At 44.3% G+C, this 17715-nt stretch carries 18 protein-coding genes; 9 read left to right on the plus strand and 9 right to left on the minus strand.

Annotation, left to right across the window (positions count from 1 at the left end; genetic code table 11):
• Positions 1-18 precede the first annotated feature (18 nt).
• The 5 genes from BJP37_RS14615 to bioB form a co-directional block, all read right to left on the minus strand.
• On the minus strand, positions 19-525 hold the full coding sequence (locus tag BJP37_RS14615; RefSeq protein WP_070393137.1) for a ferric uptake regulation protein: 507 nt from the start codon (positions 523-525) through the stop codon (positions 19-21).
• Positions 526-843: 318 nt separating this feature from the next.
• Complete coding sequence (lspA, locus tag BJP37_RS14620; protein WP_075899801.1) at positions 844-1350, minus strand: signal peptidase II; 507 nt, start codon at positions 1348-1350, stop codon at positions 844-846.
• Positions 1350-1607 carry a hypothetical protein gene (locus tag BJP37_RS14625; protein ID WP_075899803.1) on the minus strand — a complete coding sequence of 86 codons (258 nt, stop codon included), beginning with the start codon at positions 1605-1607 and terminating at the stop codon, positions 1350-1352. The genes lspA and BJP37_RS14625 overlap by 1 nt, the downstream gene beginning before the upstream one ends.
• A 155-nt stretch (positions 1608-1762) precedes the next feature.
• A complete protein-coding gene (locus BJP37_RS14630; protein WP_071104454.1) occupies positions 1763-2347 on the minus strand; it encodes a biotin transporter BioY in 585 nt (194 codons plus the stop codon).
• 15 nt (positions 2348-2362) lie between these two features.
• The gene (gene bioB / locus BJP37_RS14635) at positions 2363-3445 is read right to left on the minus strand and encodes a biotin synthase BioB (protein ID WP_229415575.1); all 1083 of its coding nucleotides are present in this window, start codon (positions 3443-3445) and stop codon (positions 2363-2365) included.
• Between the two features lie 245 nt (positions 3446-3690).
• Here bioB and BJP37_RS14640 point away from each other — a divergent pair, with 245 nt between their 5' ends.
• The 6 genes from BJP37_RS14640 to BJP37_RS14665 all read left to right on the plus strand — a co-directional run bounded on the left by BJP37_RS14640 (position 3691) and on the right by BJP37_RS14665 (position 10564).
• Positions 3691-4683: a PstS family phosphate ABC transporter substrate-binding protein gene (locus BJP37_RS14640; protein ID WP_075899805.1), complete on the plus strand. Its 993-nt coding sequence runs from the start codon at positions 3691-3693 to the stop codon at positions 4681-4683.
• A 316-nt stretch (positions 4684-4999) separates the two neighbouring features.
• Positions 5000-5899: a phosphate ABC transporter permease subunit PstC gene (pstC, locus tag BJP37_RS14645; protein WP_198954294.1), complete on the plus strand. Its 900-nt coding sequence runs from the start codon at positions 5000-5002 to the stop codon at positions 5897-5899.
• The gene (gene pstA, locus BJP37_RS14650; protein WP_075899809.1) at positions 5899-6807 is read left to right on the plus strand and encodes a phosphate ABC transporter permease PstA; all 909 of its coding nucleotides are present in this window, start codon (positions 5899-5901) and stop codon (positions 6805-6807) included. Before pstC ends, pstA begins: the two co-directional genes overlap by 1 nt.
• 97 nt (positions 6808-6904) lie before the next feature.
• Positions 6905-7735, plus strand: a complete 831-nt coding sequence (gene pstB / locus BJP37_RS14655; RefSeq protein ID WP_293021863.1) for a phosphate ABC transporter ATP-binding protein PstB — start codon at positions 6905-6907, stop codon at positions 7733-7735.
• 193 nt (positions 7736-7928) lie between these two features.
• Positions 7929-8333, plus strand: a complete 405-nt coding sequence (gene psb27 / locus BJP37_RS14660) for a photosystem II protein Psb27 (protein WP_214607761.1) — start codon at positions 7929-7931, stop codon at positions 8331-8333.
• A 749-nt stretch (positions 8334-9082) separates the two neighbouring features.
• Positions 9083-10564 carry a family 10 glycosylhydrolase gene (locus tag BJP37_RS14665; RefSeq protein WP_075899811.1) on the plus strand — a complete coding sequence of 494 codons (1482 nt, stop codon included), beginning with the start codon at positions 9083-9085 and terminating at the stop codon, positions 10562-10564.
• A 237-nt stretch (positions 10565-10801) separates the two neighbouring features.
• On the opposite strand, the gene rpe is transcribed toward BJP37_RS14665, so the two are convergent.
• Positions 10802-11509, minus strand: a complete 708-nt coding sequence (rpe, locus tag BJP37_RS14670) for a ribulose-phosphate 3-epimerase (protein WP_075899813.1) — start codon at positions 11507-11509, stop codon at positions 10802-10804.
• 273 nt (positions 11510-11782) lie between these two features.
• Between rpe and BJP37_RS14675 the strand changes: the two genes are divergently transcribed.
• Positions 11783-12247 carry a CAAD domain-containing protein gene (locus BJP37_RS14675; RefSeq protein WP_075899815.1) on the plus strand — a complete coding sequence of 155 codons (465 nt, stop codon included), beginning with the start codon at positions 11783-11785 and terminating at the stop codon, positions 12245-12247.
• A 107-nt stretch (positions 12248-12354) separates the two neighbouring features.
• Here BJP37_RS14675 and BJP37_RS36565 read toward each other — a convergent pair whose 3' ends face one another.
• Both BJP37_RS36565 and BJP37_RS14680 read right to left on the minus strand, forming a co-directional pair.
• Entirely contained in the window at positions 12355-12726 is a 372-nt protein-coding gene (locus tag BJP37_RS36565; protein ID WP_143727617.1) for a hypothetical protein, read from the minus strand.
• 120 nt (positions 12727-12846) lie between these two features.
• The gene (locus BJP37_RS14680) at positions 12847-14037 is read right to left on the minus strand and encodes a HetZ-related protein 2 (protein WP_075899817.1); all 1191 of its coding nucleotides are present in this window, start codon (positions 14035-14037) and stop codon (positions 12847-12849) included.
• 834 nt (positions 14038-14871) lie between these two features.
• Between BJP37_RS14680 and BJP37_RS14685 the strand changes: the two genes are divergently transcribed.
• Positions 14872-15168: a DUF2470 domain-containing protein gene (locus BJP37_RS14685; RefSeq protein WP_070393148.1), complete on the plus strand. Its 297-nt coding sequence runs from the start codon at positions 14872-14874 to the stop codon at positions 15166-15168.
• Positions 15169-15247: 79 nt separating this feature from the next.
• Here BJP37_RS14685 and BJP37_RS14690 read toward each other — a convergent pair whose 3' ends face one another.
• A complete protein-coding gene (locus tag BJP37_RS14690; protein ID WP_070393149.1) occupies positions 15248-15649 on the minus strand; it encodes an Hsp20/alpha crystallin family protein in 402 nt (133 codons plus the stop codon).
• Between the two features lie 1364 nt (positions 15650-17013).
• On the opposite strand from BJP37_RS14690, the gene folE reads away from it, so the two are divergent.
• Complete coding sequence (gene folE, locus BJP37_RS14700) at positions 17014-17670, plus strand: GTP cyclohydrolase I FolE (protein WP_075899821.1); 657 nt, start codon at positions 17014-17016, stop codon at positions 17668-17670.
• Positions 17671-17715: the final 45 nt, after the last annotated feature.

A 17715-nucleotide genomic window follows, 5' to 3' on the forward strand; every position in this document is an offset into this window, starting at 1 on the left:
GACTAACCACTCACAAAACTAATGTTCGTCCATCGCAATGGATCGAGAGCAACGCCAATTACTCGGTAGAGCCGAAGGCCATCCCATCCGCAGGGCTTCTGGGCAAATAGTATGAATGGTCAGCTGGCAATCAATCAGCTGCAACCCTTCTTTTTCTACCTGCCTCATCCCTTGTTTCAAGATTGAGTCATTCTTGAATTCAACGGTCTGGTTACACTGAATACATACCAGATGATGGTGATGATGGGGAAAAGGCTGATTGAGTTCATAATGTTTATGCCCTTCTGCCAATTCCAATTCCCGCAGGATGCCCATCCGTGACATTAACTTAACGCTGCGGTAAATTGTAGATAAGCTGATTCCTTCTCCTCGCTGGTCGAGCAATTCGTGAAGTTCCTCAGCACTCAGATGGGTTCCTCTCGGTAAATTTTGGAAAACGTGGAGAATGGTCTCCCGTTGCGGTGTCATACGCCAACCTCGAGCATTGAGTTCGGCCTTGAGTGAAGCGGCAGTATAGTTAGCCATGGTAACCCTCTCAAAAACGAGCCATTATTGACAATATTAAATAATTATTTCTCTCACTTGCAAGAAAATTTCCTAATTGAGAATAAATAGTAAAGGATTATTGGTTACTTTTGAGAATAGGGCACGACACGGATGCACCTCGGATGCAGGGATACGCCGAAAATACCAAATCCAGCTAAGGGATCCGGATTTGGCAAATAAGTTAGGAAAAGGGCGAATCAGGGAAAGAGGGGGCACAGAGGGAAGACAGGGAACAGGCAAAGGGTAAGCAGATTGGCCATAACCCTTGTGCCTTGTGGCTTGTATGTTATGACTATGTTATTGCCCCTTCTCCCTAGATTTTGGCGATTGATGCTTAAAACTTGCAATAAGCAAGCATACAATACCTAGGTTGATACACACATCGGCCACATTAAATACCGGGAAGTTAATCAACCGAAAATCGAGGAAATCCACAACGCAACCCGTTACTGTCTGGTTATCTACCAAACAACTGTTGAAAAAACGGTCTATGCCATTCCCTAATGCTCCTCCCAGTATGAAGCCATAACCAAGCTGTTCCAACCTAATCAGCTTTGGCCCAAACCAAGCTAGGGCGATTAAACCAAGACTCACAGCTAAGGACAGCCAGCGCAACCAGCTGCCGTCTTTACTAAAGAGACTGAAAGCGGCACCAGTATTAGTCACATAGGTAAAGTGAAACACCCCTTGCCAGAGGGGTAGAGTCTCAGCCAATTCAAAATTCTGCACCACCCAATATTTAGTCAGCTGATCCAGAATCAGACCAATAGCAGCAGCAAACCAAAACAGGCGGTTTTTTTTCATTAGTCATTAGTCATGATAGCATTTATTAATTGGGTCAGGTACTTACAGCGATGGGTTTTAGGGAGTAGGGAGTAGGGAGTAGGGAGTAGGGAGTAGGGAGTAGGGAGTAGGGAATAGGGAGTAGGGAGTAGGGAGTAGGGAGTAGGGAGTAGGGAGTAGGGAGTAGGGAGTATGGAGTAGGGAGTAGGGAGTAGGGAGTAGGTAGTAGGGAGTAGGGAGTAGGGAGTAGGGAGTAGGGAGTAGGGAGTAGGGGTCACAAAATTGACTTTACCTGATAAGTATGGTATAAGCTATAGTCATTATTTATTAGCCATTGGTAGTCATTGGTGATTAGTCTAGGACTTACCCAGGGAAAAGAAAAATTAACGTTTTAGGCAATAGGGAACTTCGGAGCTGGGCATTACAATGACTATCAATAAAACATCAACTGCCGTAGAGCAAATGCCACAACGGTCACAGAACAAACTACCACTAGCTGACTCGGTAAAGGCGAAATGGTATATTTCATGATCGCTTCCATGAGAGGCACAGCCCCAAGCACTGACCAATTGATGCCGTGGAAAATCATCAAATAGCCGACACCGTAGGCATGGATGGTTAGTAAACCACAGAGGCAGCTAAATGCCAATGTTTCGACTCGTGGTTGTACGCGAAAGGCTAAAAAACCACAAACCCAGGCTCCGGCAATAAAGCCTAGTATGTATCCAAAGCTGGGTTCTTTGATATAGCCAATACCTCCACCTTGAGTAAAGATTGGCAGGTTTAACCCGATCACAACATAGGCAATTTGAGAAAGAGCACCAGCATTTCTGCCTCCTAAACAAGCAGCTAGTAGGACTGCTCCAATCTGATAGGTAACCCCTAAGGATATAGTTTGAACACCTTGAGTTGACCAATCCCAGGGTGGATTGGAGACAAAGAAGGCTTCTAGAAACGTGCCGCCGATGGTCAGCAGCAAACCAATTATGGCCCACAAAATCTCATTGGGAGCAGACACAGTTACATCGATAATCTATTTATTCTGGGAGTTATATTCTCCGGGAATCGGAGCTTCACCACCGGTTAGACCCAAAGAGTCCAGCATAGCGTGGTCTTGCTCTGGTGGCTGTCCCAGAGTGGTGAGGTAGTGTCCAATCAGCATAGCATTGATTCCGGATTTTAGCCCTTGTGCCTGCAATTGGCCCATCACGGCTTCTCGCCCACCAGCATAGCGCAGGATTTGCTCAGGTAGGATCATCCGGAAAATTGCGATCGCTTTTAGTGCTTCATAGGTATCTAGCTTCCCAGATTCTCCCAAAGGCGTTCCAGAGCGAGGATTGAGCAAGTTCAGGGGTACTGATTCCACCTTTAACTCCCGCAGGGCTAGAGCTAAATCAACTCGGTCTTCCCAGCTTTCTCCCATGCCCATAATCCCACCAGTGCAGGCTTGAATCCCCACTGCTTTCAAGTTCTGGATCGTCTCGACGCGATCGCGCCAGCTGTGAGTAGTCACAATTTCTGGGAAAAACCGCTCTGAGGTTTCTAAGTTATGGTTGTAGCGAGTTACCCCAGCTTCTTTCAGGGCTTGGGCTTGTTCCGAGGTCACTTCTCCCAAGGCACAGCAAGGCTTAATGCTGGTTTCGGCAATAATCTCCCGTACGGTTTCCAGAATTTGTTCAAACTCTTTTGATTTAGGGCTACTGTACTTTGGTCCACGTCCCTGACTGACTAGGCAAAAACGTTTGGCTCCAGCCGCTTCAGCTGCCTTAGCTTGAGCCATAATCTCTTCCTTAGACTTAAGACCATAAATCGGGGAATCAACGCCAGGATGGTGAGCCGACTGGGCACAAAAGCCACAGTTTTCTGAGCAGCCCCCAGATTTGACATTGACGATACTACACAAATCCACCGTATTACCACAGCAGGCTTGGCGCACTTTGTCAGCTGCTTGGCACAGCAGCAATATATTATCCTGCCCTTCGAGTTTGGTCAGGGCTAAGGCTTCCTCTCTCGTAATGCGATCGCCTGCAATAATCCCCTCAGTTAGCTTTTGCAGCCACTGATTCAGGGATGCTGGGGATGTTGAGCATTGTTCTGGTGAACTTGCTGGTGTAATTGATAAATCTACAGATAGACCTACAGCAGTTGACAAAGGTGCTTGAACCACAGTATCTCCGACATATATCAGCTTTAAAGGCACCCCTCACTATACCACCTTAGAGTAAGTTGGCTAGTGAGTTCTACTACCCCAAGTAAAAATTTAACCTTTTCTTAATTATAATTTAACCTCATGCTTAACCTACTCTTTAGGATGGAGCGCTACACTCCGGCTGTGACGCCTAAAAAAATTAAGCCAATTCCATGTTGTCTCAAAAGAATTATTCATTGTCAATAGCATTAATCACCTCCTTAGCCGTGGGGATTACCTCCTGTGGTGGTTCAACCCCCACAGCTCAAGTTAAGGTAGATGGTTCCAGCACCGTATTTCCCATCTCTGAGGCCATGGCGGAAGAGTTCCAGAAAGCGAATCCGGGAATCCAAGTTACTGTCGGTGTCTCTGGTACTGGTGGTGGATTCAAGAAGTTTTGTGCTGGAGAAACGGATATTTCCAACGGCTCCCGTCCGATCAAAGAATCAGAAATAGAACTTTGCAAGAAGGGAGGAATTGAGTACATCGAATTGCCCATCGCCTTTGATGGACTCTCTGTAGTAGTTAACAAAGACAATAACTTTGCTAGTTGCCTAAAAACTGCTGAACTAAAAAAAATCTGGGAACCAGCAGCTCAAGGCAAAATCAACAACTGGAATCAAGTTCGTCCTGGTTTCCCCAATCAAAAACTAGGACTTTATGGTCCAGGAACTGACTCCGGAACCTATGACTACTTTATGGAAAACATAGTTGGTAAAAAAGTTGGCTCTCGGGGTGACTATACCGCTAGTGAAGATGATAATTTGATTGTGCAAGGGGTATCTACTGATCAGGGTGGACTAGGCTTCTTTGGTTACGCCTACTACGAAGAAAACAAAGAGAAACTCAAACTAGTAGAGATTGATGGAGGAAATGGTTGCGTTGCCCCTAGCACAGCAACTATTGCCGATGGGACTTACAAACCTCTATCTCGTCCAGAGTTTATCTACGTCAAGAAAGAGGCTGCAACTCGACCTGAAGTTAAAGCCTTTGTAGAGTATCAGTTGGCAGCAGCAAATTCCAAATTAATCTCAGAAGTTGGCTATGTTCCCATGCCAGAAGACATTATGACGCTGGTGAGAAAGCGCTTTAGCGAAGGGACAGTTGGTTCAGTCTTTGCTAATGCTCCTAAAGGCTCCAAAGTGAAACAGCTATTAGAGAAGTAAACAATAGTAAAGGATGTCTTAAAGACTTAAGGATAAACGATGAAGGCTGAAGGGTGGAAAGAACAACAAAGTTGCTAAGTCACGCAGTCACGTTGATAAATATCAGCAGTACATCTATAAGTAGAATTATTTCATTCCTCACACTTAATTCCTCACACTTCATCCTTCATCCTTTATCCTTTATCCTTCACACTTGATCCTACCCTAAGAGAACGCTATCAGGCGAACACACTTGCTCCTTCAAACTTGCTCCTTCACACTTAATACTTTACTGATGTCTACCACTCCCTCATCTTTTGAGTCATCAGACTCTGAGATGTTTCGACCAAACCGGCAGTTAAACAAGCGGGTAGAACTGGTAGTAAAAATAATTTTTGCTACCTTTGCCTTTGTTTCTGTCGCAACTACTATCGGCATTGTTCTAACCCTAATATTTGAAACAGTAGCATTTTTCCAAGAAGTATCACTCTGGAAATTCCTGACTGATACAGCATGGACTCCCTTGTTTGCTAATCCCCAGTTTGGCATTTTTGTGCTGATTAGTGCCACCTTCCTGACCTCTGTAATCGCGCTGATGGTGGCATTACCCTTAGGATTGCTGGCAGCTATCTGCTTGAGTGAATATGCATCTACTGGTGTCCGTCGCTGGCTCAAACCTGCCCTAGAAATATTAGCAGGGGTTCCTACGGTGGTATTTGGTTACTTCGCCCTGATGCTAGTGAGCCCTTTCTTAAAAACATTTATTCCCGGGTTACAAGGATTCAATGCCTTAAGCGCTGGGATTGTTTTAGGAATAGCCATTATTCCCATGGTAGCTTCCCTAAGTGAAGATGCGATCTATGCTGTACCCAACAGTTTAAGACAAGGTGCTTATGCCTTGGGGGCAACTAAACGAGAAACCATCATCGGAGTAGTAATACCAGCAGCATTATCTGGAATTGTTGCTTCCTTTGTACTAGCGGTTTCCCGTGCTGTGGGTGAAACCATGATTGTTAGTATTGCTGCCGGTCAAAATCCCACCTTGGGACTGAATCCCCTAGTACCAGTGATGACCATGACAGCCTATATCGTTCAGGTCAGCTTAGGAGATACACCAGCAGGTTCCCTAGCCTACAAAACTATTTTTTCCGTAGGTATGACCCTATTCTTACTGACCTTAGCCCTAAATATCTTTAGCTTTTGGTTTGTCCGTCGCTTTCGGGAGAAATACGACTAATGGCACAAGACCTAAAACCTCTAGGAGAGGATTCGGCAGGTTACTTCAACCTGGCGCTACCCAAGCGCTACAACTTTGATAAAATCTTCGCCTTTGCGGCCTGGGTTGCCATCTTTTTTGGGTTATTCATACTGGCAGTATTGCTGATTGAAGTTTTTAAGGATGGTCTGCCCCGGCTCGATTGGCAATTTATCAGCAGTCCTCCCTCCCGTAAACCAGACCAAGCTGGTATTTTTCCTCCTTTAATCGGTAGTGTGTGGCTGTTGGTGATAACAGCAATGGTCTCTTTTCCCTTGGGAGTAGGGGCGGGTATTTTCTTAGAAGAATATGCCACTGACAACCTGTTGACCCAGATTATTGAAATCAACATCGCTAACCTAGCTGCTGTACCTTCAATTATTTACGGCTTATTGGGTTTACAAGTGTTTGTTCGGTGGTTGGCTCCCATTACTAATGGTAGGAGCATACTAACTGGTGCCCTAACCCTATCGTTGTTAATTCTGCCCATCATTATTGTTGCCACCCGTGAAAGTCTACGGGCAATTCCCAATAGTTTGCGTCAAGCGGGTTATGCCTTAGGAGCAACTCGCTGGCAAGTGATTCGAGAGCATATTTTTCCTCTCGCTTTACCTGGTATCCTGACAGGAACCATTTTGGCACTGTCAAGAGCAATTGGGGAAACTGCTCCTTTGATTACTATTGGAGCCTTGAGCTTCATTACCAGGCCGCCCATGAACCCACAAGATCCATTTACTGCACTGCCAATTCAAGTTTACAACTGGATCTCCCGTCCCCAAGAAGCCTTTCACACTAACGCAGCAGCGGGAATTGTGATGTTGATGGTAGTGCTGTTGGTCATGAATGCCGGAGCAATTTTCCTGCGAAATAAATTCCAAAGCAATAGATAAAAAGTCAATATACCCACTATTAAAATACAGATTCAAAGGGATGGAAAATTTTTCAGTTTTGATTTCAAAAGTTTACAATTCCACAGAAGATTTAAATATGAATTATAACCAAGTTATGGACTGCACAACTTCGTCTGTAGAAGTACAAGATCCGGTTTTACGGGCTGAAAAGGTTTCCGTATACTATGGATCATTTTTAGCAGTCAAAGATGTCTATTTAGATATTCCCAAAAACCAAGTTACTGCCTTTATCGGACCGTCCGGTTGTGGAAAAAGCACCTTGTTGCGGTGTTTTAATCGCTTAAACGACCTGATTCCGGGAGCACGGGTGACAGGTAGAATTACCTTCCATGGCGAAAATCTTTATGATAAAAAGTTTGACAACAGCATTGAAGAAGTACGTCGCCGCATTGGGATGGTATTCCAAAAGCCAAACCCTTTTCCTAAATCCATTTATGAAAATATTGCCTTTGGAGCCCGGATTAATGGCTATCAAGGGGACATGGATGAATTAGTGGAGCGCAGTCTCCAACAAGCTGCCCTCTGGGATGAAGTCAAAGATAAACTAAGACAGAGTGGTCTGTCTCTATCTGGTGGTCAACAACAGCGTTTGTGTATTGCTCGCGCCTTAGCCATTAAGCCAGAAGTGTTGTTGATGGATGAACCTTGCTCCGCTCTTGACCCCATCTCCACCCTGAAAGTGGAAGAACTAATGCACGAGCTGAAAGAAAAATACACCATTGTTATCGTTACCCACAACATGCAACAAGCTACCCGAGTAGCAGACATGACAGCTTTCTATAACGCTAGGGCAACGGAAACAGGTGGCAAACAAGGCTATTTAGTAGAGTTCAATAGAACTGAAGTCATCTTCCAAAATCCTCAGCAGGAAGCAACCAGGGACTATGTTAGTGGGCGTTTCGGCTAAATCCCCCTAACATTTTGCCCTAACATCCAACGAAACCTTGGGTTTTAAACCCAACTCATCGGAGATTTGAGATGAGACTACACATCCCATGGCAACAGGCCCGTGGGATTTTTTTTTCTGATGGCGATGATCCCCCCAGTACCAATTCAAGATAGGATCAAATCTGATTATAAAATTGGATTTGTTGTCAATCATGCGAATAAAGCGCTACTTATCAGGTTTTATTGCCCTGGTACTGGTTATGGTTATCGGTTTAACTGGTTGTGCCTCAAGTGGTACAGGCTTAACAGGAGATTACCGTCAGGATACATTAATTGCTCTACAAGAATTAAGACAAGCCCTTGAATTACCAGAAGATTCACCAGATAAGACGGCAATTCGTGAAAAAGCAACTCTACTGATGAATGACTATGCTTCGCGCTACCGCAGAGATAGATCTGTGTCTACCCTTAATTCCTTCACTACCATGCGAACTGCTGTCAATTCCTTGGCTGGTTACTACAGTTCCTATCCCAATCGCCCTTTACCGAAAAAGGTGAAGGATCGTCTAGAGCAGGAATTTTCCCAAGTAGAGCGTTCTCTCAAACGGGGCGCTTAAGCTGTCGATACCTCGCCTATTGTAGGCGAGGCATAACCTGGGTTAACAAAAAACTGGGAGTAGAAACCTGTCCTATCTTCAGGTTTCTTGAGAACATCCCACCCAAGGGAGGGGACGATTATGGGTGATCTAAAACTCTTGGCCAATTCTTTCCCTGCTCTTACCCTAACTCTCGTAATCAGTAAAAATTTTCCGGAACAGTAGGTAAGAGAGCTGAAAACAGTTAAAGATAATGCCAGCCGAAGCGCGGTTAGGGGTTAGAGAGATTATTATAGGGTTTATGGCTACTACTAGGGCTTTAGTTAGCTAATCATCGACAATAATCAAAGTTGACAAATTTAGCGATGCAGCGCGGTCTTGGGAAGGCAGCGCGGTCTTGGGGGTCTCCCCCACTCGCGCTTTGCCGTGGTTTCCCCCACTCGCGCTTTGCATCAAGACAATGATATATGGATCAAATAAAACTATATAGATTTACTTATAGATTTACCTCTACCCCCTGCCTTGGTGTTTCCCTTTCTATCCCTAAACTATAGAATAACTAGCTAAAGTTAATTAAAAAATCATAGTTAAAAACCCCTGTTCAGTAACGGCGGGGATGAAAACGAGTTAGTGAATTGCTCACCCTCTCGTAGTATCCGTTTAGCATCCCTGATGCTGCACCTGGGGAAGATATCAAAGATATTGAAGCAATCGGGGATGAGTTAACTGGCTTTTGGCTAACTTTCTGTTCTTTTGTAGTGTTTCTAGGAATGTATAACAGTTTTGGTAAACGGAGGCAAGACCGGCAAGGTCTACATCGTAGCTTGATTGCCACCTTTGCAGTAGGAAGTAGTCTGTTGAGTCAGTGTTGGTTTGTACCAACCGCTGAGGCAAAAACAAAAGCTTATTGCCACTTTACTCAGGAAGCGATCGCTCAAAAAGAAAGCTTAAGAGTTAATTCGTTAAAGGACAACTCAGACTCTAAAATCAGCTACCAAACCATTATCCAGGAACACGCCAGTTTTTTACAGCAGTGTCGTTCCCAAACCTGGCCGCAAAATCAAGCAATTTGGGTGCGCTTATATCCCTGTGATGCTCGTCCTGGAGCCCTTGAGGAAACCCTCGACCGTATTGTTAACCAAGGCTACAATCAGGTCTACGTTGAAGTATTTTACGATGGTCGCGTCCTGTTACCAAAGTCAGATAATCGTACTCCTTGGCCGTCAGTGATACAACAACCGGGGACTGAGAACGTAGATTTATTAGCCCAAGCGATTCAAAAAGGTCGTGAGCGCGGTTTGCAGGTGTATGCCTGGATGTTTACGATGAATTTTGGTTATACCTACGGTCATCGTGCCGAGCGGCAACAGATTCTTGCCCGCAATGGTCAAGGAGAAACGAGTTTGTCTGTAGTTAAGGATGGCTCTCAAGTATTTATCGACCCTTACAATCGACAAGCCCAGGTAGACTACTATGAAATGCTTAAGGGTGTATTAAAGCGACGCCCCGATGGGATTTTATTCGACTACATTCGCTATCCCCGTGGTTCAGGTTCCCAGTCTGTGGCCAGCAGTGTCAAGGATCTTTGGATTTACAGTGATGCAGCTAAGCAAGCCCTCTATCAACGGGCTGGTAACAATCAAGGTAAGGAGCTAATTCGGCGCTATCTGAGTAAGGGTTCCATTAGCGCTAAGGATATAAAAGCTGTCAAAAAGCTCTACCCTGATGAAAAAACTCCCCTCTGGCAAGGTCGCACTCCTTCAGCAAGAGAGAGTACTCGAACTATACAATGGCAGTTGTGGCAACTCAGTGTTGCTCACGCTGCCCAAGGGATATTAGACTTTCTTAAATTAGGCGAATTGGCAGCAGAGCGAGCTGGGGTACAAGCCGGTGCAGTGTTTTTCCCCGATGGCAACCAAGTTGTAGGTCGCATGGGTTATGATTCCAGACTACAGCCTTGGGAACATTTTCCCCGTTCCCTGGAATGGCATCCCATGTCTTATGGTGTTTGTGGTCACACCGGTTGTATTGCTAATTTAGTCAAACGGGTGTTCAAGTGGGCCTCGTCGGAAACAGACGTAAAACCAGCATTAGCAGGAACTTGGGGAAGATCCATAAAAAATCGTCCTTCCCTAGAAAACCAGATGCAGGCATTGCGCCGAGTGACACCACAAATCAACTCAGTCAGTCATTTTGCCTTCTCTTGGCAAAATCCAGAATTTGACCGCGAGCGAAAGTTTTGCAGATTATAGCAGTTCGACCTTGACTGAGGTACTTACGCCCTTGGAGTTTTAGGGAGTAGGGAGTAGGGAGTAGGGAGTAGGGAGTAGGTTTTTTAGATCAGGGTCAAACCCAACCCCAACCCCCTCATGAAGCTGCTGCATCGCTTCGACACACCCTACACCCCATACTCACGTCTTTGTTAAAAACCTACCCTTATCAGCCCCCTCGACCTCTGATTAAGATTGGCCTAATGGGGATAGTTCTGATTAAGCAGTTACTAACTGGGGTTCAGGACGCTTGCTGTTACGAATACCGCTAATGGCCTCTGCGTAATCTGGTGCCTTGAATACAGCTGAGCCAGCCACAATCGCATTCGCTCCGGCTTCTAGCACTTGCCAGGTATTGTTGACTTTGAGTCCACCATCCACTTCAATCCAAGGAGAAAGACCACGCTCATCACACATCTGACGCAGTTTGCGGATTTTTGGTACAACTTCTTTGATAAAGCTTTGACCACCAAAGCCAGGATTGACGCTCATAATCAGGATCAAGTCACAGACTTCTAGGACGTACTCAATTAAATCCAAGGATGAGGAGGGGTTAAGTACAACACCTGCTTGCTTACCCAATTCTTTAATCTGACAGAGAGTGCGGTGCAGATGGGGTGAAGCGTTGTGTTCAGCATGAACGGATATTAGATCAGCCCCTGCCTTAGCAAAGTCTGCCACATACTTTTCTGGTTCCACGATCATCAAGTGGACATCCAGTGGCTTTTGGGTAATCGGGCGAATGGCGCTAACAACTAGAGGACCAATGGTGATGTTAGGGACAAATCTACCATCCATGACATCAACATGAATCCAATCAGCGCCTGCGGCATCCACAGCCTTAATTTCTTCTCCCAGTCGGCTAAAATCAGCTGACAGGATAGAAGGGGCAATAACAACTTGGTTTTGGGATAGGGTGTTGCTCATGATTGGAGGTGTTCTCCTGGAAGCTTATTTTTTAGCATTTTAACAAAATCTTTAGATTTTCCCTAACGAGTTGTTGTAATGCTGACCTACTTAGTGAGCACTGGTCAGGAGACCAGTGGGCTATAAATCAGCCCATAGCCACGGATGCTCACCCCTAGCAGGTCATTATGAAACTTTTGATAACATGGGCAAGAGTTAGTCAGTCTGTCATCTTATGCAGCTGCCTTGCTCAAACGATAGAATATCCTGCTTTAATAGAATTTTGGAGGAAATATGGCGTCAAATCCCCAAGCATCTGCATATACTCAGAGCAGCACCAATGAAACTACCCTTGAGGATGAAAAACAGCTGAAAGTAGACCTCAAAGTTGACAAACCTGGTGCTATAGCCAAACTCACTGCTCCTGAGCCAGGACTGACCCAACCGTGGCAAGAATGGTTGCAAACTCTTACAGAAATTTTGTCACAATTGCCGGAATATATCGGCGGATTTGTTAGCAATTACCAAAAACCCTTGCTTACCATTGGTCTTTTGCTGGCTGGGTTCATTACTGTTAAGGTCACGTTGGCGGTGCTGGATGCAATTAACGATATTCCCCTGATGGCACCGTTGTTTGAATTAGTGGGTATTGGCTATACCATCTGGTTTGTAGCTCGTTATCTACTCAAAGTCGAAACACGCCAAGAATTATCAGGGGAGATTCAATCCCTTAAAGGTCAGTTTATAGCTAAAAAGTGATATCTAGTTTGGTGGCATTAGCCCTTGTCAGGTGAGGAGTATAAAAAATAGGGCATGGACAATTGTCTCAATTGCTTTCCATGCCCTATTCCAGTAAATTAGTTTGACTAAATTAGTTTGACACTCCCCGGCCTAAAGGCGCGAGGATTATTTAGAGGAGGTACCCTTTTGGGGCATTGCTCGTAACAACTACCAACATGGGGTTGATAGTCCACTTGGCGGTGCCAATTGCCTCTACTCTCTCCGACACAAATGTCATTGAGTCTACTTTTTTTTGAAGTACTTTGATTCGCTTTCCAAAAAGACTCTTGCGTGGCATTGGGCTGGAATTGGAGTCTTAGACCGAGTCCCCATTTCGAGTAACTACCATTTAACCAAGTCGTCCCACTGCTGGGAGTTTCACCCTTCCTTTTCGGGTCATTGCGTCTTCTGATATTATAGCATAAAGCCGTCCTAGAAGGACGGGGTTTCAGACCCATTTTTTTTGATGACAGTAAATTAGTGTTTTTTTGCTGTAGCTCCTTGTCGCTATACTAATTAATACCTATAACTTATTTATAAATAATTAGCGCGATTGATTGGATAATAAAATTCAAACCTCAACTTGCTGAAGCACTGCGCAGCGCTTGAGCTGCTAGATAGAGTTTGTTCCATTCACCCATAACCTGGTTAGTTCTCCAGTTAAGATCGTTAGCGATCGCTTCGAAGGTCTGACCAGCTTTGATCTTATCCAGCAACTGCTGTTGTTCAGGGGTAAGTTTCTGCTGATATTCTTGCCATTGCTTTGGGGTTAGTCCAAAACGGTGCTCAGTATAGGATGTTTCCAACCAAGTGGCTACTAAGTCTGGCTTACCTTTTACCCCATTGATGGAAAAGACACGAGTGGCATGGTAGCTAATTTTTTCCCGTAGACGATAGACTTTCTTGATCGGCCAATCTAGGCGACGAGCGATCGCCTCTTGAGATTGACCTTGCAAGTAAAGTCGCAGCCATTGGGCCGCCTCAGACCCTAAGTTTTTCTCTAAGTAAGCCTCAAATTCTTTAGATACGGAGATCCTTAGGCTTTGTTTCTCTTCCCAAGCCTGCTTATGTTGATAATTAGTAATGGCTTGGTTATCCAATAGACTCACTGGTGCATCGGCTTCCCCTTCCGGGTTGATTGACTCTGACACTAAACGTACCATGTCTCCTTCCGGCACATGGGTCATCCCGCCACGTTGAGACCGACGCAGAAAGTTGACAAATCGATAGATAATTAAGGGCTGGTTGCGAATCGGGCGCAGACAATACTCTTCAAGAGTAGTTAATAATAAAGCATTGCGCAGCGGTTCTTCCTTGGTACATTTTCTAATCCAGGCAATTTGCTTTTGGATATAGCGATCGCTATTTAATAATTCCTGAATCACTTCTTGGAGAACATCCACCACAGCTCTTTGGCGATCGCGACTTAGGGATACCCAAGTGCGGATTTTATTGCGTAAGGTAACTAGACTAGCTAAGCGGGTGGTCAAATTGCGATAGGAACGTTCTGGTGGCACGCCCAAGTAACGCTGTCGCAAAATTCTGTAACGATACTCCATTGCTTGGACAGCGATTGCCAGTTGGCTCTGAGTGAGGGTGTCAAACCCCTCTTTATTTTCTCCAATTAACCACTGTACAATACTGGAGCTGGTGGCTGTATTTTGGTTTGGACAGTCACTCAACAAGCGTGACTGCCATTCTGTTTCGAGTTTGTCCGCCAACTTTGCCATGACATTGCACTCCTTGGATCCCTGTTTTAAAGTTTGCATGACAACCCTCCCTGTTTCTACTCACTCGAAGTGGGTAGTGACTGCTCTCTATTTGACCACTAATTCCTAGGTATTGGAAGTGATCAAACTCCCATAACTACGCTTACGAAAGTCACACCAGTAGGGTGATAGATAGCACGCCTGTCTGGAGATCTAGATCGTGTTTAGATGTGTTCTAGATCACAAGCCCTAAATAGACTTCTGGGACACCCAGCAAGTTTTACCTTCGTAAACATGGGATAGCACCACTACTATTTAGATATCACTGAGAATGATATGAATTATGCTGATAGCAGCCAATTGATATACCGTCACAGTATTTTCACAAGTATTTATCAGGCTTTTAGTCATTTGGTGTTTAACTGAGTCGTCTACCCTGATAATCTAACCCTGATGATTTAGCTGAGTACACCCGATATCCCGGTAGCTCTTGACCTTAGGGATTACTAGTTAACATACCTTCTTGAATGAGAGGAAATGCTTATACCTAAAAATGAATATATCAGAAAACACCGATCCTATCAGCTAACTTGATGCTGAAACAGGCACCCTAGCAATTTTACTCATGGAGTAATTACCGCTGTGCCTATGAATTTTATCCTCCAAGCTAGTCAATTGCTAATAGAAAAATCAGGAGTTCCCCATAGACAGTATATCCACCCAGACCTATCAAAGGTCTGTAATTCTGATATACCCGTTCGCCGTTGGCGGTTACCTATTGGCTAAAACCTTTATTTTTCCTTTGAGCTGGGTAAGTCCTGACTGTTTTGAGAAGGGAAACCTGATATCTTGATAAAGATACTTGTTTTGATCACTATACTTGTTGAGTTAATCATGTCTGACCCATTGTCTCCTGAGGTAAGCGATCGCATTTGTAAGCACATGAACGATGATCATGCTGATGCTGTGGCACTGTATGCTCAGACTTTCGGTAATTCGCCTGATACAGAAGAAGCAGAAATGGTTTCCATTGATCCTCAAGGCATGAATATAATCACAAAAGTCAAGGGGGAGTCTTCCACTGTGCGCATTACGTTTGATCATGTACTTAAAGATTCTGAAGATGCTCACTACACCTTAATTGACATGATCAAACAAGCAAGGCAGTCAGTAAGCAACCTGAAGGGGTGACAAGCACGCCTTGAAGCGCCTTGTTGTCACCCCCTCAGGTCACTAACTTTCACTCCCAGAAAAGGTTGAAGATTCACGCTTACCCTTTAGGCAGGGTGAGCTTCAGCATGCCGTTGTGATATTCAGCTTCAACCTGATTTCTGTTAATCTTGGCTGATATTGGAATAACCCGTTTGAATTTCCCATAGCGTAGTTCCGAGCGTACCATACCTCTTCCTTTAGTCCTAGCTGCTGATTTGCGATCGCCACTGATGCAAACAGAGTCTTCGGTGAGTTCAACATCAAGGTCTTTGGCTTCCATGCCTGGAATTTCTAGTCTGAGGTAAACGGCTTTAGGAGTTTCTTCGATCTCTGCATAGGGCATAAACGTCATCCCTGGAAATCCTCCCTCGTCGCTATTCATGAAATGGGTGAGTCGGCGGTTGAGTTCCCGATGCACACTTTCTAGATCTGGCAGATGTTCCGAACGAGTAATAGCCATTATGGTTATCTCCAACTATCCAGTTTTTTTAACCTTCACCTCTAATTTCCGCCCAGTTTATTGTTGCCCAACTAGCCACACTCTAGATAGAATAAAATTCCAGACTGGCAGGAATTGATTCACAGAAAATCTTAGGATGTTTGGAAGCCCCGTCTATGCACAAGCGGGGTGCTGACGTTTGTATCTGATTTTACTGTTTGGGCTGCGGTGAGCAGATGTTACTCTTTTGAGATCTACTTTTTTGAGATCTATCTATTTTTGAGATCTATCTATTTTTTGAGATCTAATTATGAGTATTTATTTCTAATAATCCTATTATAACTAAATCTTATAAAAACTGCTGGACGGTTTGACAAACTTGTTTAATATTTTTAATACTAATTTAATATTTTTAATAATCATAGCCTTGATGAAACACTCTATCATCGTCTAATTAGCTATTGATGCATCAAGACAGGGCATAAGGAACTTGGGATCAGGGAACTTGGCATGGGTTGGGAATACGCCATAAGGAACTTGGGATCAGGGAACTTGGCATGGGTTGGGAATACGCCATAGGGAATACGCTATAGGGAATACGCCAAAAATCCTGTTGATCTCATTAATATGAGAAGCGCTCAATGAAGTACTCACAAATTTCCACAAATGCCTAAAATTGCAGATCCTGTCACTTCTCTCTGGCAAAGAAAACTCGAGTAATGTGATGCTCCAAAAGAGCCGCTGCGCGATTGGCCGTAGGCCACGCTAAAAGCGATTGACCTGCATGTCACGCTACGCGAACGCAACTAGGGTTGAGATTCCCGACTTCTCCAACCAGCCAGGAATCTTCCCAAACTCATTTCACCAAAGCTTTTAAAACCCTTCAGAATCCAGAAAATCCAGAAAATCCAGAAAATCCTAAGACTCATCGGAATCATCCAGGAAAATCGTCCAGGGTAAGCTCATCTAATTTGGTATAAATTGTAACTGAAAAAAAAACAGTCAACCGATTTTCAGTAAAGTTCGGAAAAATTAAGGTCAAAACCAGTACATTAGTCCTATTGATTCCGATATTTTGGTTTGCTTTGAGCAAGACAAACAGAAGTCGTTGCGTTCTCATAGCGTCGGAAAAGCAGCATCGCAATTAAGAGCTGATTCGTAACGTAAATCTTAAAAAGTCTGAAAGCCTTGGTATGATTGTCTTTTGGTTATTAAATAGTTCAGTTTTTTATTGTAGCGCAAGCCTTATCCTACAAGGTTTAGTGCGAATTTACGAATCAGCTAGTCTTTATCGGTTATCATTATAGATACCGATAAACTTCGCCAAAAGTTAAATAACTGCTTGGCTACTTCTGTTACTGTTTAATTTCATCTAATTCACATTCATGACCTTAGGTAAGTTCGAGCCCAACCAGATTGAGAAAATTAATCGCAAATTACCAAAACTAAATACCACCCAACAACCTCTCGTTTCTGAAGAAGAGATGCGCCAAGCGGTACGGACTTTACTGTTAGGATTGGGAGAAGACCCAGACCGCGAAGGCTTGAAAGATACTCCTAAAAGAGTGGTCAAAGCCTTAAAATTTCTGACTTCTGGCTATAATCAATCTTTAGACGAACTCCTCAACGGGGCAGTATTTCACGAAAATACCAATGAAATGGTCTTAGTTCGGGACATTGATCTATTTAGCTCCTGCGAACACCATATCTTACCTATTCTCGGTCACGCTCACGTCGCTTATATTCCCGACGGTAAGGTAATCGGACTGTCAAAAATTGCTCGTATTTGTGAAATGTACGGACGACGTTTGCAGGTACAGGAAAGATTAACTGCCCAAATTGCCGATGCCCTTCAAGGATTATTAAAACCAAAAGGGGTGGCGGTAGTAGTGGAAGCAAGCCATATGTGTATGGTAATGCGAGGAGTCCAAAAACCTGGTTCTTGGACTGCCACTAGTGCCGTTAGAGGTGTATTTGCAAATGATCCAAAAACCCGTCAGGAGTTTATGAGTTTAATTCACCACAACCCTTCAATGCATTAATTAATTCGCGTGGCACCATGAGAGATGGGTATAAAGCTCATCTCT

The sequence above is a fragment of the Moorena bouillonii PNG genome (assembly GCF_001942495.1).
GTDB classification, from domain to species: domain Bacteria; phylum Cyanobacteriota; class Cyanobacteriia; order Cyanobacteriales; family Coleofasciculaceae; genus Moorena; species Moorena bouillonii.

Excerpts from the sequence above, each read along its gene's own strand:
- BJP37_RS14685 (WP_070393148.1), top strand. The coding sequence starts at position 14,872 with ATGTCTGACCCATTGTCTCCTGAGGTAAGCGATCGCATTTGTAAGCAC.
- folE (WP_075899821.1), top strand. The coding sequence starts at position 17,014 with ATGACCTTAGGTAAGTTCGAGCCCAACCAGATTGAGAAAATTAATCGC.
- BJP37_RS14690 (WP_070393149.1), bottom strand. The coding sequence starts at position 15,649 with ATGGCTATTACTCGTTCGGAACATCTGCCAGATCTAGAAAGTGTGCAT.
- BJP37_RS14675 (WP_075899815.1), top strand. The coding sequence starts at position 11,783 with ATGGCGTCAAATCCCCAAGCATCTGCATATACTCAGAGCAGCACCAAT.
- pstC (WP_198954294.1), top strand. The coding sequence starts at position 5,000 with ATGTTTCGACCAAACCGGCAGTTAAACAAGCGGGTAGAACTGGTAGTA.
- pstA (WP_075899809.1), top strand. The coding sequence starts at position 5,899 with ATGGCACAAGACCTAAAACCTCTAGGAGAGGATTCGGCAGGTTACTTC.
- rpe (WP_075899813.1), bottom strand. The coding sequence starts at position 11,509 with ATGAGCAACACCCTATCCCAAAACCAAGTTGTTATTGCCCCTTCTATC.
- BJP37_RS36565 (WP_143727617.1), bottom strand. The coding sequence starts at position 12,726 with ATGGGTCTGAAACCCCGTCCTTCTAGGACGGCTTTATGCTATAATATC.
- BJP37_RS14615 (WP_070393137.1), bottom strand. The coding sequence starts at position 525 with ATGGCTAACTATACTGCCGCTTCACTCAAGGCCGAACTCAATGCTCGA.
- BJP37_RS14665 (WP_075899811.1), top strand. The coding sequence starts at position 9,083 with ATGTATAACAGTTTTGGTAAACGGAGGCAAGACCGGCAAGGTCTACAT.
- lspA (WP_075899801.1), bottom strand. The coding sequence starts at position 1,350 with ATGAAAAAAAACCGCCTGTTTTGGTTTGCTGCTGCTATTGGTCTGATT.
- psb27 (WP_214607761.1), top strand. The coding sequence starts at position 7,929 with ATGCGAATAAAGCGCTACTTATCAGGTTTTATTGCCCTGGTACTGGTT.
- BJP37_RS14640 (WP_075899805.1), top strand. The coding sequence starts at position 3,691 with ATGTTGTCTCAAAAGAATTATTCATTGTCAATAGCATTAATCACCTCC.
- BJP37_RS14680 (WP_075899817.1), bottom strand. The coding sequence starts at position 14,037 with ATGCAAACTTTAAAACAGGGATCCAAGGAGTGCAATGTCATGGCAAAG.
- pstB (WP_293021863.1), top strand. The coding sequence starts at position 6,905 with ATGAATTATAACCAAGTTATGGACTGCACAACTTCGTCTGTAGAAGTA.